This window comes from Entomomonas asaccharolytica (assembly GCF_016653615.1).
Taxonomy (GTDB): Bacteria; Pseudomonadota; Gammaproteobacteria; order Pseudomonadales; family Pseudomonadaceae; genus Entomomonas; species Entomomonas asaccharolytica.
The window spans coordinates 1,994,314-2,008,997 of sequence record NZ_CP067393.1 but is presented as its reverse complement, the minus strand read 5'-3'; the positions used below and the strand labels follow the sequence as shown (position 1 = coordinate 2,008,997).

Annotated in this window: 16 protein-coding genes; 15 read left to right on the top strand and 1 reads right to left on the bottom strand. The window is 36.7% G+C overall.

The window, feature by feature from the left end; translation table 11 throughout:
• Window positions 1–132 precede the first annotated feature (132 nt).
• Complete coding sequence (eptA, locus tag JHT90_RS09260) at window positions 133–1,776, top strand: phosphoethanolamine transferase EptA (protein WP_201090496.1); 1,644 nt, start codon at window positions 133–135, stop codon at window positions 1,774–1,776.
• Window positions 1,776–2,324, top strand: coding sequence for an AAA family ATPase (locus JHT90_RS09255; protein ID WP_201090495.1), 549 nt, complete (start codon window positions 1,776–1,778; stop codon window positions 2,322–2,324). Before eptA ends, JHT90_RS09255 begins: the two co-directional genes overlap by 1 nt.
• A gap of 62 nt (window positions 2,325–2,386) precedes the next feature.
• On the opposite strand, the gene JHT90_RS09250 is transcribed toward JHT90_RS09255, so the two are convergent.
• Window positions 2,387–3,925, bottom strand: coding sequence for a phosphoenolpyruvate carboxykinase (locus JHT90_RS09250; RefSeq protein ID WP_201090494.1), 1,539 nt, complete (start codon window positions 3,923–3,925; stop codon window positions 2,387–2,389).
• Between the two features lie 263 nt (window positions 3,926–4,188).
• Here JHT90_RS09250 and JHT90_RS09245 point away from each other — a divergent pair, with 263 nt between their 5' ends.
• The 13 genes from JHT90_RS09245 (at window position 4,189) to asd (ending at window position 14,684) form a co-directional block, all read left to right on the top strand.
• Window positions 4,189–5,106 (top strand): L,D-transpeptidase family protein, encoded by a 918-nt coding sequence (locus tag JHT90_RS09245; RefSeq protein WP_201090493.1) that lies wholly within the window; start codon window positions 4,189–4,191, stop codon window positions 5,104–5,106.
• 155 nt (window positions 5,107–5,261) lie between these two features.
• The gene (locus tag JHT90_RS09240) at window positions 5,262–5,930 is read left to right on the top strand and encodes a response regulator transcription factor (RefSeq protein ID WP_201090492.1); all 669 of its coding nucleotides are present in this window, start codon (window positions 5,262–5,264) and stop codon (window positions 5,928–5,930) included.
• A complete protein-coding gene (locus tag JHT90_RS09235) occupies window positions 5,927–7,240 on the top strand; it encodes an ATP-binding protein (protein ID WP_201090491.1) in 1,314 nt (437 codons plus the stop codon). Before JHT90_RS09240 ends, JHT90_RS09235 begins: the two co-directional genes overlap by 4 nt.
• A gap of 108 nt (window positions 7,241–7,348) precedes the next feature.
• The gene (locus JHT90_RS09230) at window positions 7,349–7,822 is read left to right on the top strand and encodes an outer membrane lipoprotein (protein ID WP_201090490.1); all 474 of its coding nucleotides are present in this window, start codon (window positions 7,349–7,351) and stop codon (window positions 7,820–7,822) included.
• 178 nt (window positions 7,823–8,000) lie between these two features.
• Window positions 8,001–8,396, top strand: coding sequence for a DUF1090 domain-containing protein (locus tag JHT90_RS09225; RefSeq protein ID WP_236253896.1), 396 nt, complete (start codon window positions 8,001–8,003; stop codon window positions 8,394–8,396).
• A 125-nt stretch (window positions 8,397–8,521) separates the two neighbouring features.
• Window positions 8,522–9,190, top strand: coding sequence for a riboflavin synthase (locus tag JHT90_RS09220; protein ID WP_201090489.1), 669 nt, complete (start codon window positions 8,522–8,524; stop codon window positions 9,188–9,190).
• 37 nt (window positions 9,191–9,227) lie between these two features.
• Window positions 9,228–9,905 (top strand): response regulator, encoded by a 678-nt coding sequence (locus JHT90_RS09215; RefSeq protein WP_201090488.1) that lies wholly within the window; start codon window positions 9,228–9,230, stop codon window positions 9,903–9,905.
• A complete protein-coding gene (locus JHT90_RS09210; protein ID WP_201090487.1) occupies window positions 9,905–11,266 on the top strand; it encodes an ATP-binding protein in 1,362 nt (453 codons plus the stop codon). The genes JHT90_RS09215 and JHT90_RS09210 overlap by 1 nt, the downstream gene beginning before the upstream one ends.
• 62 nt (window positions 11,267–11,328) lie before the next feature.
• Complete coding sequence (locus tag JHT90_RS09205; protein WP_201090486.1) at window positions 11,329–11,784, top strand: YiiD C-terminal domain-containing protein; 456 nt, start codon at window positions 11,329–11,331, stop codon at window positions 11,782–11,784.
• 30 nt (window positions 11,785–11,814) lie between these two features.
• Complete coding sequence (locus tag JHT90_RS09200; RefSeq protein WP_201090485.1) at window positions 11,815–12,222, top strand: hypothetical protein; 408 nt, start codon at window positions 11,815–11,817, stop codon at window positions 12,220–12,222.
• Window positions 12,219–12,875: a class I SAM-dependent methyltransferase gene (locus JHT90_RS09195; RefSeq protein ID WP_236253895.1), complete on the top strand. Its 657-nt coding sequence runs from the start codon at window positions 12,219–12,221 to the stop codon at window positions 12,873–12,875. The genes JHT90_RS09200 and JHT90_RS09195 overlap by 4 nt, the downstream gene beginning before the upstream one ends.
• Window positions 12,876–12,991: 116 nt before the next feature.
• Window positions 12,992–13,804 (top strand): rhodanese-like domain-containing protein, encoded by an 813-nt coding sequence (locus JHT90_RS09190; RefSeq protein ID WP_201090484.1) that lies wholly within the window; start codon window positions 12,992–12,994, stop codon window positions 13,802–13,804.
• Between the two features lie 4 nt (window positions 13,805–13,808).
• Entirely contained in the window at window positions 13,809–14,684 is an 876-nt protein-coding gene (asd, locus tag JHT90_RS09185; protein ID WP_201090483.1) for an archaetidylserine decarboxylase, read from the top strand.

Here is a 14,684-nt window from a genome sequence, read left to right as displayed (position 1 = left end):
TTTTTGTCATTTAAATTTTTTTTTGACAATCCCTAAACATATTTTTGACACATCGTCTGCTATCTTCTGTCATCACTGGGATTAACCTATGTTTCGTTAGTTGATGTTCACTAATATGTTGGATTATTTAATATGTTTAATTTAAAAAGACTATCTTGTAACAGTTTAGTTTTTGTTATTGCTTGCGCTATTTTCTTTGCACTTTTGCAAAATATTGCTTTTTTTTCTAAAACCATTCAATTGCTAGAGATGGATAGCTTTACAGACTATTTGTTAGTAGGCTCTTTTTTTGTTTTTATCTTATGCTTTTTGAATATTCTATTTTCAATTATTTTAGTGGGTTTTTTAAGAAAACCATTAATTATTATTTTGCTGTTCTGTAGCGCTGGCGCTAACTATTTCTCTTATTTATATAATATTTATGTTGATAAGGATATGATACAGAATGTCATGCAAACGAATCCAGAGGAAGCAGGGGCTTTAATTACAGCTAAGCTAGTTATTTGGTTATTAATATTTGCAGTATTACCCAGTATCTTGGTGATATTTGTTAAAATCAATAAAATCTCTTTTGTAAGATCAACAGCCTATCGGTTAGCTAATATTACCTTATCAGTTGTTTTGTTAGTGGCTGTGTCCTATCCGCTGTATAACCAATATGCTTTTTTTATTAGAGAAAAAACTAATAACCAAATTACTAAATTAATTACACCCAGTAATTATATTAATGGCTTAGTGAGCTATGGCAAAGATATCTTTAAAAAGAAGTTACCTTTTATCAATGTTGGTGAAGATGCTAAACGTCAACAATTAGCTAATCATAAGAAAAAATTAATGATTATTGTGGTGGGCGAAACTTCAAGGGCAATGAATTTTTCCTTAAATGGTTATGCTAAAGAAACAAATCCCTTATTAAAACAGCAAGATATTATTAATTTTGAACAAGTAAGCTCTTGTGGTACGGCCACTGCTATTTCCGTGCCTTGCATGTTCTCGGTAATGCCCAAGAATCGCTATAAAGAAAGCGTGGCAGAGCGGCAGGATAATTTATTAGATATTTTGAATAGAACTGGGGTTAATATTCTTTGGAAAGAAAATGATGGTGGTTGTAAAGGCGTTTGTGATCGCGTTCCTTCTGTACGTTTAAAAGATATTTATCCAAAAGAATCTTGCCCTGATGGTTTATGTTATGACACTTATTTATTAGATGATTTAGATAATTATATTAATGAGCGTCAAGAGGATACAGTGATTGTATTACATACCAATGGTAGTCATGGTCCTGCGTATTATCGACGTTATCAAAAAGCACAAGAGAAGTTTACCCCTGCATGCAGTACCAATGCGGTAGAAACATGCAGTAGAGAAGAGTTAGTCAATGCTTATGATAATACTATTGTGAATATAGACTATGTATTAAATGAGGTGATTGAGTTATTGAAGAAGCATTCGGAACAATTTACAACCGCTATGCTTTATGCCTCTGATCATGGTGAGTCATTAGGGGAGAGTGGTATTTACTTACATGGCATGCCTTACAGTATAGCACCCAAAGAGCAAACCCATATTCCGATGATTTTCTGGTTATCAAAAGATTTTTTAGTAGATAATAAAATAGATAAGTCGTGTATGCTAACTAATGCTAAAAATAATGAAGCCTCTCATGATAATCTGTTTCATACAGTGCTGGGTGCCATGAATATATCAACTGAAGTATATAACCCTAAGCTGGATTTATTTAAGGGTTGTCAGAATAATTGGATTGTTAATAATTAATGATGAAGGATACTAACCATTTATTTGTTATTACAGGTGGGCCAGGCTCTGGTAAAACGACACTTATTCGCGAGTTAGTGAAGTCTTATACGGTGAAAGCAGAGTCTGGTCGCGCAGTCATTCAACAGCAGTTACAAACAGCGGGGCAGGCTTTACCGTGGGTAAATCCGTTAGCCTTTGCAGAACAAATGCTTGCTAAAGATGTATGCTCCTATAATGAAGCAAAGCAACAACCCTCACCTGTAATTTTTGATAGGGGAATTCCAGATATTTGTGGTTATTTAATCACAGTTAATAGGGAAGTTCCGCTACCTATTAAAAAAGCAGCGGAGAGTTATTTGTATAATCGAAATGTGTTTATTGCTCCTTACTGGCCAGAAATATTTGAACAGGATGCTGAACGTAAACAAACACACGAAGAAGCAAAATTGACTGCGGAAGTAATGAGAGATGTTTATATGCAATTAGGCTATACCCTGATACAGCTACCTAAAGTTTCAGTTGCAGAGCGTATTGATTTTATAAAGAATTATTTAGAAGACAAATAATAAATTTACTTGCTATAAAAAAGCCCTCTTATAAAGAGGGCTTTTTATTTAGCTGAAAACTATTATAACTTAGGGCCAGCATTGCGAATTTCATCAGACACTTCAAATTTTTTGAAGTTTTCAATAAATTTGCTAGCAAGTTCGCGTGCTGCTTCATCGTAAGCAGCTGTATCAGCCCATGTGTTACGTGGATTAAGTAGACCAGTTTCAACGCCTGGCACTGCTTTAGGTACATCCAGATTGATAATATCTAAATGTTCCGTTTCAGCACCAATCAACGCACCACTTTGAATAGCAGCAATAACACCGCGTGTTGTTGGAATGCTAAAACGTTTACCTACGCCATAGCCACCACCAGTCCAACCTGTGTTGACAAGGTATACTTTAGAACCAAATGCATTGATACGTTTGATTAAAAGTTCTGCATATTCACGTGGAGGACGAGGGAAGAAGGGCGCACCAAAACAGGTAGAGAAAGTAGATTTAATGCCACTGCCTGAGCCCATTTCTGTAGAGCCAACTAATGCAGTGTAACCTGATAAGAAGTGATAAGCGGCTTGTTCATTATTAAGGATAGAAACAGGTGGTAAAACGCCTGTTAAGTCACAGGTTAAGAAGATAACCGCATTAGGTTCACCACCTTTGTTTTCTTCTGCACGTTTAGCAATAAAGTCACGTGGATAGCAAGCACGGGTATTTTGCGTGAGGCTATCATCGGTGTAATCTGGTTGACGTGTTTGTGGGTCTAATACCACATTTTCTAATACTGTACCAAACTGAATAGCTTTCCAAATAACAGGTTCATTCTTTTCAGTTAAATCAATACATTTAGCGTAGCAACCACCTTCAATATTAAAGACTGTACCTACCCCCCAGCCATGCTCATCATCGCCAATTAAATAACGGCTTTCATCGGCAGAAAGGGTGGTTTTACCTGTACCTGATAAACCAAAGAATAATGTCACATCACCTTGCTCACCCATGTTGGCAGCACAGTGCATAGGTAATACATCTTTTTCTGGTAATAAGTAGTTTTGCACGGCAAACATAGATTTCTTCATTTCCCCTGCATAACGCATACCTGCTAGTAATACACGTTTGCGAGCAAAGTTAAGAATAACAACGCCATCAGAATTTGTACCATCACGCTCTGGGTTACAAACAAAGTTTGGCGCATTTAATACCTGCCACTCATCTAGGTTATGAGGGTTATATTGTTCTGGATTAATAAATAAAGCACGGCCAAATAGGTTATGCCAAGCAGTTTCTGTAGTCATCTTAACAGGTAGGTAATGGTTAACATCAGAGCCTACATGGACATGAGAAATAAAGTGGTCTTGTTCGCTAATATAAGATTCTACACGTTGCCAAAGAGCATCGAACTTATCTGCTGGAAAGGGTTTGTTAACAGTACCCCAATCGATTTTATCTTTTGTAGTTGGTTCTTCAACAATAAAGCGATCAGCAGGGGAGCGGCCTGTACGACGACCCGTTTGAACCACTAATGACCCATTAGCGGCAAATTCACCTTCCTTACGTTGAATAGCTTCTTCAATAAGTTGTGCGATACTAATATCGGTGAAAATGGTAGTTTGACTCATGTGGAATTCCTGTCGGTCTATCCCGACCCTTTTATATTAAAAATGATTGCTAATTAAGAAAATTTTTCAATTATGCCAGATTAAACGCTGATGATAAATAATTTTGATAAAAAAAGACTGGAGACAAATTGATGCAACTCCTTATAATGATCTAAATGATAGTGCTAATATTTTATTAGATATAAGTATTTGTAACTTGCTAGCTAATAATCTGTTAGTTTTGGATAGGTGAGTTGGTTGATTCAGTGGTCGTAATTAAGGATATGATATTTAAACAGTGTGCAATAAAGCAGGGCTTAGCAGTTTTAGGTAGCGTCAGTTTACTAATGACGAGTCTATGGGTAGCGCCTATACAGGCACAATGGTTGGATGATCCTGCTTCACAACCTGTTGGCAAAAGTTTAGTAGTGAATGATAGAGCCGTTAGCCAGCTTTTGCCTCCCGCAAAAGAAGCATCACAAGAGATTGGCGACTATGCTGTAGATAATAAACAAGCTAATATCACATTAGCCATGAATACTATCCCAAATATCCCCAACAGTACGCGCGCCAGTAATGTTATCAATCAATATACCCCCATTTTAAAAAGACAACTTGAAGGGAGAGGTTTACAGTTAGGGAGTCCTATTTTAATTCGTATTTTTAAAGTGCCCTCAATTTTAGAAGTGTGGATAAAAAAAGATAATAAATATGTATTATTTAAAACCTATGCCATTTGTCGTTTCTCAGGCAAACTAGGGCCAAAACTAAAAAATGGCGATCATCAAGCACCAGAAGGGTTTTATACCGTACCTGCCAGTGCTTTAAATCCTAATAGTAGTTATTTTCTGTCATTTAATATTGGTTACCCCAATCAATACGATCGTTATTATAATCGTACAGGGAGCTTGTTGATGGTACATGGTGAGTGTGCGTCAGTAGGTTGCTATGCCATGACTAATACCCGTATGTCCGAAATTTATACCTTAATGTATAAAGCTTTTGCTAATGGCCAGACGGGTATACAGGTGCATGCTTATCCTTTTGCCTTAACTGATAATAATATGCGCAAAATGAAAAAGCACCCTTGGTATGGTTTTTGGTTAAATTTAAAACAGGGCTATGATACTTTTAACACCACACATCAACCGTTACGAGTATCGGTTAATGAAGGTAGATACCAATTTAAAACAATCAATTAATAGCCTATATTAAGTTTGGATTAAGCTCAGTTGATTAATCTACTACCTATATAAAGTGTTTCAATCATAGTTATATGATAGCTATTAGAAATATTGCTTAAGTATTATTAAAGTGCTAATTGAGATTATTAAAGTCAATAAGGGGTAAATACAGGATGCGTTTATTATTAGTTGAAGATCATGTACCTTTAGCCGACGAACTATTAGCCATGTTTCATAGCCAAGGGTATGCCGTAGACTGGTTGGCAGATGGGCGCGATGCTATTGTACAAGGTGCTTGTGAACCTTATGATGCGGTGATACTCGATTTAGGTTTGCCAGGTGTTTCTGGTTTAGAAGTATTGCAATCATGGCGTAAATTAAAACTAACAGTGCCTGTACTTATTTTAACTGCTCGCTCCTCTTGGTCAGAAAGAATTGAAGGATTAAAAGCAGGTGCTGATGATTACTTGGTTAAGCCTTTTCATCCTGAAGAATTATTATTACGTATTCAAGGGTTATTACGTCGAGCTAAAGGCGTGACTAATGATACTAAGCTAGTTGTGCAAGGATTGGCACTTGATGAATCATTACAGATAGTTATTAATGGCGATGAACAAATAGAACTTACTGCTTCAGAGTTTAAGTTACTCCGTTATTTTATGTTACACCCTAGTAAGATACTGTCTAAAGCCCATTTAAATGAGCATATTTATGATGGTGAAACAGAGCGAGATTCTAATGTGATCGAAGTACATATCAATCATTTACGTCGTAAATTAGGCAAAGATGTGATTGAAACGAAGCGTGGTCAAGGCTACCGCTATAACGGAGTAGATCATTGAAATCCATCCAGCGGCGGCTAAATTTAGGATTGGCTGGTGCTATTTTAATGGTAGGACTAATCTTAACGCAATTAGGTATTTTGTTATTTGATACAGGCTTACGTAACTATTTTGAACATGACCTACAAGAAGAAACAGAGTATTTAGTCACCGCCGTGGTGCGTAATAAACAAGCCATATATGTGAATGATGATCGTATTAACCCCATCTACACACGACCCTATTCGGGTCGTTATTATGTGATTGAGTCAGGCGGTAATATCTGGCGCTCTCGTTCTTTGTGGGATTTTGAGTTTTTAACCGCTAATCAAGAAGGGTTACTACCAAAGCTAGTGGCAGGCCCTAATAATCAACGATTACTTACCTTTCGTGCTGACTTTCAAAAATATGGCTATGATGTAAAAGTCACTATTGCTAGAGACTATGAACCGATTTTAACTGCCTTTAAGAGTATTCAATATTGGGGTGTGGTAGGCATTGTATTTGCTTTATTAATGATTGTAATTTTACAACGGATTGTGATTTTTAAAGCACTACGACCTTTAGGACAAATACGAGAAGAAATCGAACAGTTACAACGGGGTTTAAGAACAAGCTTGGATAAAGAAGTGCCTATAGAATTGAAACCTTTGGTGGAACAGATTAACCAACTACTTATTTATACGGGCAATCAACTTAAGCGTTCACGTAATTCACTGGGCAATTTAGGGCATGCCTTAAAAACACCTTTGGCGGTGTTAATGAGTGTGATGGCACGCCCTGAGTTTGATAAAATTCCAAAAGTTAAATTACTGATGAAAGAACAATTGGAAGCAATAGAGCAATTATTGGTACGAGAGCTTAATAAAGCAAAAATCATTGGAGATGTATTGCCCGCTTCTTATTTTGTTTGTGATAAAGAATTACCAACCTTAATTGAAGTACTGCATATGGTGCATAACGAGCGGGTGGCTTTGGAATTGCAGGTTCCAGAAGGACTTAGGCTGCCTTGGAATAAAGATGATATTTTAGAACTATTAGGCAACTTATTAGACAATGTCTGTAAGTGGGCCAAGAGCAAGGTGAGGCTTAATATTACTGAAGAAGCGGATCATTACCATTTAGTTATTGATGATGATGGGCCAGGAATTAATGAAAGCCAGTTCGAAGAAGTATTGAGTCGAGGTGTACGTTTAGATGAACAAACAGCAGGTCATGGTTTAGGTCTAGGTATTGTGAAAGATATGATCGAAAGCTGGCAGGGAGAGCTAAGCTTAAATCGTAGCGAATTAGGTGGATTACAGGTATCGGTAATATTACCTAAACGTTAAAGTTAATAACAAAAGTTAACAATATCCCTTAGCCTTTTACTAAAAGATTAATGATAAAAATAAAAAACTAAGGTTTAATATGACCATGCATGATCGTGGAGAGAACTTATGTATTTGAAAAAAATAGCAGTATTATTAATGATGATGCTGTTTATAGCAGCTTGTTCTTCAAATAATGGTAAAGAAACATACGCTAATAATGAAGCTAATCGTATTCAAACTACATTAACAGGTACTATTGAAGATATTGCCATTGTTAATATTGATGGTTCTTCCTCATGGAAAGGAACATTAACAGGCTCTATTTTAGGCGGTGTTTTAGGTAGTACCATTGGTAGCGGCTGGGGTAGAGTGATTAGTTCTGCGGCTGGTTCCATCGGTGGTAGCTTTGCTGGTGCTGGGGTAGAGCGACAATTGACTAAAGATGAAGGGCTAAAAATGGCTATTCGTCAAGATAATGGTAATAACTTTACGGTGATTGTAGTGCCTGATAAGGGACAAACTTTTAATATAGGTGATAAAGTTAAAGTTGTTTCAAGTTCCAGTGGCAAAGTAAATGTCTATCATTTAGGCACTGAATAAACTTAGGATATTTTTTAGTTTAATAATTTGTAAAGAATAAAGCTAATTTGTGCTAGGAATTATGAACTGATTGCTCTAATGTAGAAAGCCACACTAAGCAGATAGTTTTTTAACTTTTTTAAAAGTAACTGGTTAGTGATGGAGTCGTTAAAAATTGTTATTTATTAAGGAGACTAAGGTGTTTAAGAACCTAGTTAAAATAGCTTTAGTAGGATCTGTTTGTGCCATGCCATCATTGGTGTATGCTGATACCACTACAGGTTGCTCGCTAAAAGCAGAAAAAATTCAAGAGCAAATTAGTTATGCAAAAGCGCATGGTAATAGCCATCGCGTAGCAGGATTGGAAACAGCATTATCAGAAGTGAAAGCACATTGTACAGAGGCTAGTTTACGTAAAGATTTAGAGCAAGATATTGCAGAAAAGCAGCAAAAAGTAGTTGAGCGCCAAACTGAGTTGACTGAAGCTCAAGCCAAAGGTGATGCTAAAAAAATAGCTAAAAAACAAAGCAAATTAGCAGAAGCAAAGCAAGAATTAGCTAAGGCTGAGCAAGAGTTAAAAGGTTATTTTAAGTAAAATTACGATAATCATTAAAAAGGCTAAGTTGTACACAACTTAGCCTTTTTTTGTAGAATACTGCTTTATGAATTAATATGACCACTATTAATTATTTATATACAGTATTGATAGGTTGAATAAATATGTTTACAGGTATTATCGAAGCCGTTGGCAATATACAACAGCTACAACCTTTGCAAGGTGATTTAAGATTACAAGTTGCCACAGGTAAACTTGATTTAGCTGATGTGAAACTAGGCGATAGTATTGCTGTCAATGGTGTATGCCTAACAGTTATTGAGTTACATAAGCAAGCATTTTGGGCTGATGTAAGTGCTGAAACATTGCGTTGCACAACGTTTCAAGAGTTAACAGTAGGTCAGAAAGTTAATTTAGAAAAAGCACTTACACCAACCACTCGTTTAGGTGGTCATTTAGTCAGTGGTCATGTGGATGGTTTAGGGCAAATAGTTGAAATTAAACAAGCAGCACGTTCAGTTTTCTTTAAGCTAAAAGCACCGCTAGAGTTAGCTAAATATATTGCTGCAAAAGGGTCGATTACTGTTGATGGTACAAGCTTAACAGTCAACGCGGTACATGATTGTAATTTTGAGCTTAATATTATTCCACAAACCTTAGCAGAAACTATTTTTGGTAGTTACAAAGTAGCGCACTTGGTAAATTTGGAAGTAGATCTATTAGCAAGGTATTTAGAACGATTGTTAGTGGCGAATAAAACCAATGAAAGTGAAAATAAGTCACCTAGTGTGACGGCGGCTTTATTAAAAGAACATGGCTTTATTCGCAGCTAAGTAATAAATTGCTATATAAAATAACAGTGGGAACAACATGAAAATATTAATTGTAGAAGATGAGCAATTGCTAAGGCACCATTTAACAGTGCGTTTATCAGATTTAGGCCATATTGTCAGTTCAGTAGCCAATGCTGATGAGGCATTAAGATCTGTCAAAGATAATCATTATGACATTGCGGTAGTTGATATTGGATTACCTGGTACTAATGGTTTAGAGCTTATTCGACAATTACGTGAACAAGAATATACTTTTCCCATTTTAATCTTAACAGCTCGCGGTAGTTGGCAAGACAAGGTGGAAGGATTAAGTACAGGGGCTGACGATTATGTGGTCAAGCCTTTTCAGTTTGAAGAATTGGAAGCACGCTTAAATGTATTAAATCGTCGTGCTTCAGGTATTGTGCAACCAATTCTTACAGTGGGTTCATTAAAGCTAGATTTAAATAGAAAGCGTGCTTTTTGTAATGAAACACCCTTACAGTTAACCGCCTATGAATATCGTCTTTTAGAATATTTAATGCGCCATAGCCAGCAGGTAGTCGCGAAAGAGCGTTTGATGGAGCAACTTTATAAAGATGAAGAAGAGCGCGATAGTAATGTAATAGAGGTATTAGTAGGTAGGCTACGTCGTAAATTAGAAAGCCAATGCGGTATTCAACCCATTGAAACAGTGCGTGGACAAGGTTATTTATTTACGGAGTCCTGTTCTTAATGTTACGTTCTTTTCGAGTACGGTTATTAGTCTGTTCAGCTATTTTATTAGTGGCATTCTTAGCTGTATTAATGCCGATTATGCGCGAGTCATTTGACCAAGCAGTTCGGCAATTTTCTAATATACGCTTAGAAGAGCGTGCTAATGAGTTGATTACAGCAGCGCAAGTGGTGAATGGTGAGTTGACGCTACCTAACACACTACAAGATTTGCGCTTAACCACAGGTAAAACAGGTAACCAGTTTGGCTATTTCTATACCCAAAAAGGTGATAAGGTCTGGCCTGTTGATACTATAGAAAAGAAAGATAACAGCACTAATAACGAATTACCCATCGATCTATTATCAAATGATAGTAATAAGGCTGATTTTAGGCTATCTACCGACTCTTTAGGCCGTCATTACTATGTATTTGATAAAGAAATCAATTTAGGTGGTCCAGATTTTAGTGTTATCACCATGGAACCCGTAACGGAATATGATATTTTAAGAACCAGTTTTTTAAGACGTTTTGAATTGTGGTTAGTGGTTGCGTTAAGCTGTTTATTAGGCTTATTAGCAGTAGGCCTAACTTGGAGTTTAAAACCTTTGCGACGTTTAAGGTCACAATTAGATGATATTGAAGCAGGAAAACGAGAACAATTAGATGAAAACGTACCCAGTGAAATTCATCGATTAACCCATTCTTTAAATAGACTACTGACCACTGAGCGGATGCAACGTGAGCGTTATCAAGACACCCTAGGTGATTTAGCCCATAGTTTAAAAACCCCGTTAACGGTATTGCAAAATACTATTGAAGAAATCAAAGAAAAAGACAGTAGTGTTATTAATCAGTTGGCTGTTATGCAAGCACAGATTGAGCGGATGGGTCAGCAAATAGGTTATCAATTACAACGTGCTACGCAACGTAAAGGTGCGTTGATTGGCCATCAGATCAGCTTGCGTCCCTTGTTAGACTCACTTACCTCTACCCTCAATAAAGTTTATGCAGATAAACAAGTAATCAGTGTTATTGATTTCCCCCATGATTTAAAATTACATGCTGAGGAAGCGGCTTTATTGGAGTTATTTGGCAATTTATTAGAGAATGCTTATCGGCTGTGTTTAACCACTGTCCGCATCACAGGAAAAGTTACTGAGAAAGAGGTGTTAATAACGGTGGAAGATGATGGCCCTGGCGTTCCTATTAATAAACGTAAAACTGTATTACAGCGAGGGGTTCGCGGTGATAGTCTAAATCCAGGTCAAGGCATCGGTTTGGCGGTTGTACAGGATATTTTAGAGGGTTATAACGGTTATTTGGAAATTAGTGACTCGAGTTTAGGTGGTGCCTGTTTTTATATCCATTTCCCTATTTAATCAACGTAATAAGTTTAAGGTAAAATATCTTTTATAAAAGGTATTGTTTTAAGGAATATGTAATGACGGAAATATGTGATTATTTGCAAAATGTGCTTAATGAAGAAATACCTTTAACTCAAGCATTGCAAGTAAAAGTAGTTAATTGGCAAGATAAAAAACTATCGCTTATATTGCCGCTAGCACCTAATATCAATCATATGAGTAGCACCTTTGGTGGTAGTTTATATTGTGGTGCTGTACTGGCAGGTTGGGGATGGATGCACCTTAGTTTAAAAGAACTTGGTATTAGCAATGGTCATATTGTAATACAAGCAGGCCAAATAGATTATCCGCATCCTGTGTTAGGTGATGCTCTGGCGATTTGTTATCCACCTGATGAAAAAGAATGGGCAAAGTTTGAAAAAGTTTTCAAGCGCCATAAAAAAGGTCGTTTAGCACTCAATACAGTTATTATGTATGAAGGTAAGGAAGCTGTCACATTTAATGGTCAGTTTGTCGTGTATTGTGAACACTGATAAATTTAATACTATTAAGTCATTGAGGCTATGAAAAAATTTTATACAATCGCTTTGTTATTACTGCTTGGCTGTGTGTTATTGGCCTGTACACGTGATAATGAAAATACTTTTTATAAAGGTAAAACAGGTCAACTTCAATTACAGGGAGTAGTGTTGAATGTGCCTAATAAAAGTAATTTGCAGTTGGCGTTATTTGCTTTAGACAGTGACAATAAACCAAAACAATTATTAGCAACTGAGCAATACAAAGGTAATGGTAATGCGCTAGCTTTTCAGCTCAATTTTTATCTGGATCCAGCATTATCATTTAATGCATTAGAATTACGCGGACGTGTTACCCAAGCAAAAAAGCTGATTGGCTATGTAACGCCTTGGCATAAACAACAATTAACCTCACAGGATTTAAAAGGTATTATTTTGGAGTTGGCTCCTTGAAACTACGGGATTTATTAGCTAATCATTTGCAGTCGATTGTGCCAGACGCTGTGTTAGAGAAACAACAGGTAGCAGGTACAACTATTCAGCTTTGGTTAATTTCTGCCGATAATATGCAACAAAAAATCTTTGATAGTGTAGAAATAATGCGTATTTTACAACAACCACCCTATTGGTGTTTTTGTTGGAGTAGTGGCGTTGCACTTTGTCAAAAAATATTACAAAACCCTGAGCTAGTCGCTGATAAAAAAATATTAGATTTTGGTGCAGGTTCTGGTTGTGTAGCAATCGCTGCAAGCCTTGCTGGTGCTAAAGAAGTTACGGTATGTGATTTAGACCCTATCGCTTTACAAGCATGTCAGGCAAATGCTCAGTTAAATGGCGTAACCTTAAATTGTTTAGCTGATTTTACCATGACAGATAATTATTACGATGTTATTGTGGCAGCAGATATTTTATATGATCGCGATAATTTTTTTTGGCTAGATGTATTGCCTAGTAGGGCAAGCCATGTATTATTGGCTGATTCCAGAGTAAAAAATTTTCAACATCAACGTTATCAGTTATTAGCCAATATGCAATCAGAGACAATACCTGATTTATTTGAGCCTGCCGAGTTTTGTCAGGTGAAGTTGTATCAGACAGTTTGTTAAGCTATTTTACTATAGTATGGTTAGATAACCTTAGGATAAGTGTTATTATAACTTCGCTTAATATACAGTTGGTTATGCAGTAATGTGATTAATATAATTATGGTGAGACTTAATTAATGTCTGAATTTTCTGAATTACCTCTCGTTATTGAACCTAATGAATTGTTAGATAGGTTATCTGCGCCTGAATTAATTTTAGTTGATGTTGGTAGTGAACTTCCTTATCAACAGGGGCATATTGCCCATGCTCATTGTGTTGAAACAAAACAAACCCAATCACAAACGGGTTTTTATGGTTTATTACCTGATAAATTATCTTTAGAACATTTATTTGGCCAATTAGGGCACAATTCCGAAGCCACTTATGTGGTTTATGATGATGAAGGCGGTGGCTGGGCAGGTCGTTTTATTTGGTTGCTAGATTCAATAGGGCATCATAATTACCATTATTTAAATGGTGGTTTGCGTGCATGGATTGCTGAAGGTTATCCGTTATCTACAGAATTACCAGAGGTATCCGTTACCTCGCCAAAATTAACCATCGATGAGGAACCAACAGCCACTTTTGAGTATATACAGAGTCGTTTAGGTGCTGATGATCTAGTGATATGGGATGCTCGCTCTCTTGCTGAATATAATGGTGAAAAACTATTAGCTGCAAAAGGGGGACATATTCCTGGTGCAGTTCATCTGGAATGGACAGCAGCGATGGATACTGAGCATGGTTTAAGGATTCGTAGCGATATTATTGATCGTTTAGAAGAATTAGGGATTACTAAGGATAAGGAAGTTATAACACATTGCCAGAGTCATCATCGTTCTGGGTTTACTTATTTAGTGGCAAAGGCATTAGGATATCCTAGGGTTAAGGCATATGCAGGGGCATGGTCTGAATGGGGGAATCATCCTGATACAATAGTGGAAAATTAAAAAAATGACATTTAAGCAACGACTTTTTATTATTGTTCAGTACATAACACCACAGCATTTACTATCGAGAACAATAGGCTTTTTAGCGGAAACACAAACGCCTTGGTTTAAAAATAAACTGATTAGTTGGTTTATCAATCGTTATAAAGTCAATATGAGTGAAGCAATATACGAAAGTTATCATGAGTATAAAAATTTTAATGAGTTTTTTACTCGCCCCTTAAAAGAGGGTATGCGTCCTATTGATATGGCGGCTGATGCAGTGGTATGTCCTGCAGATGGCGCAGTAAGTGAGCTAGGTACCATTCGTGAAGGACGCGTTTTACAAGCGAAGGGTCATGATTATAGCTTGGCTGATTTATTAGGTGGTGATACAGAACGGGCTAAGCCATTCTTAAATGGTGAATTTGCCACTATTTATCTATCGCCAAAAGACTATCATCGTGTGCATATGCCTGTGGCTGGTACATTAACAGAAATGATTTATGTGCCTGGACAATTATTTTCAGTGAACCAAACCACTGCAGAAAATGTCTCAGGTTTATTCGCCCGTAATGAGCGCGTTGTTTGTATATTTGAAACTGAATATGGAAAAATGGCTGTAGTCTTGGTGGGAGCTATGATTGTAGCCAGCATTGAAACAGTCTGGGCTGGCTTAGTAACACCACCAAAACGTGTGTTAAGAACCACTAAGTATGGTGAAGCATCGAGGCAACCGATTGTTTTAGAGAAAGGAGCAGAGTTGGGTCGTTTTAAATTAGGTTCTACAGCAATCATCGTGTTTGAGCCTAATCGTATAGCTTGGAATAAGGAACTTAAATCCTTAGTAGCCACTAAAATGGGGCAACGTATTGCAACAATTACTGCGAAAAATAGCTAA

Excerpts from the sequence above, each read along its gene's own strand:
- JHT90_RS09190 (WP_201090484.1), top strand. The coding sequence starts at position 12,992 with ATGTCTGAATTTTCTGAATTACCTCTCGTTATTGAACCTAATGAATTG.
- JHT90_RS09205 (WP_201090486.1), top strand. The coding sequence starts at position 11,329 with ATGACGGAAATATGTGATTATTTGCAAAATGTGCTTAATGAAGAAATA.
- JHT90_RS09245 (WP_201090493.1), top strand. The coding sequence starts at position 4,189 with ATGATATTTAAACAGTGTGCAATAAAGCAGGGCTTAGCAGTTTTAGGT.
- JHT90_RS09200 (WP_201090485.1), top strand. The coding sequence starts at position 11,815 with ATGAAAAAATTTTATACAATCGCTTTGTTATTACTGCTTGGCTGTGTG.
- asd (WP_201090483.1), top strand. The coding sequence starts at position 13,809 with ATGACATTTAAGCAACGACTTTTTATTATTGTTCAGTACATAACACCA.
- JHT90_RS09220 (WP_201090489.1), top strand. The coding sequence starts at position 8,522 with ATGTTTACAGGTATTATCGAAGCCGTTGGCAATATACAACAGCTACAA.
- JHT90_RS09230 (WP_201090490.1), top strand. The coding sequence starts at position 7,349 with ATGTATTTGAAAAAAATAGCAGTATTATTAATGATGATGCTGTTTATA.
- eptA (WP_201090496.1), top strand. The coding sequence starts at position 133 with ATGTTTAATTTAAAAAGACTATCTTGTAACAGTTTAGTTTTTGTTATT.
- JHT90_RS09215 (WP_201090488.1), top strand. The coding sequence starts at position 9,228 with ATGAAAATATTAATTGTAGAAGATGAGCAATTGCTAAGGCACCATTTA.
- JHT90_RS09210 (WP_201090487.1), top strand. The coding sequence starts at position 9,905 with ATGTTACGTTCTTTTCGAGTACGGTTATTAGTCTGTTCAGCTATTTTA.
- JHT90_RS09240 (WP_201090492.1), top strand. The coding sequence starts at position 5,262 with ATGCGTTTATTATTAGTTGAAGATCATGTACCTTTAGCCGACGAACTA.
- JHT90_RS09250 (WP_201090494.1), bottom strand. The coding sequence starts at position 3,925 with ATGAGTCAAACTACCATTTTCACCGATATTAGTATCGCACAACTTATT.
- JHT90_RS09255 (WP_201090495.1), top strand. The coding sequence starts at position 1,776 with ATGATGAAGGATACTAACCATTTATTTGTTATTACAGGTGGGCCAGGC.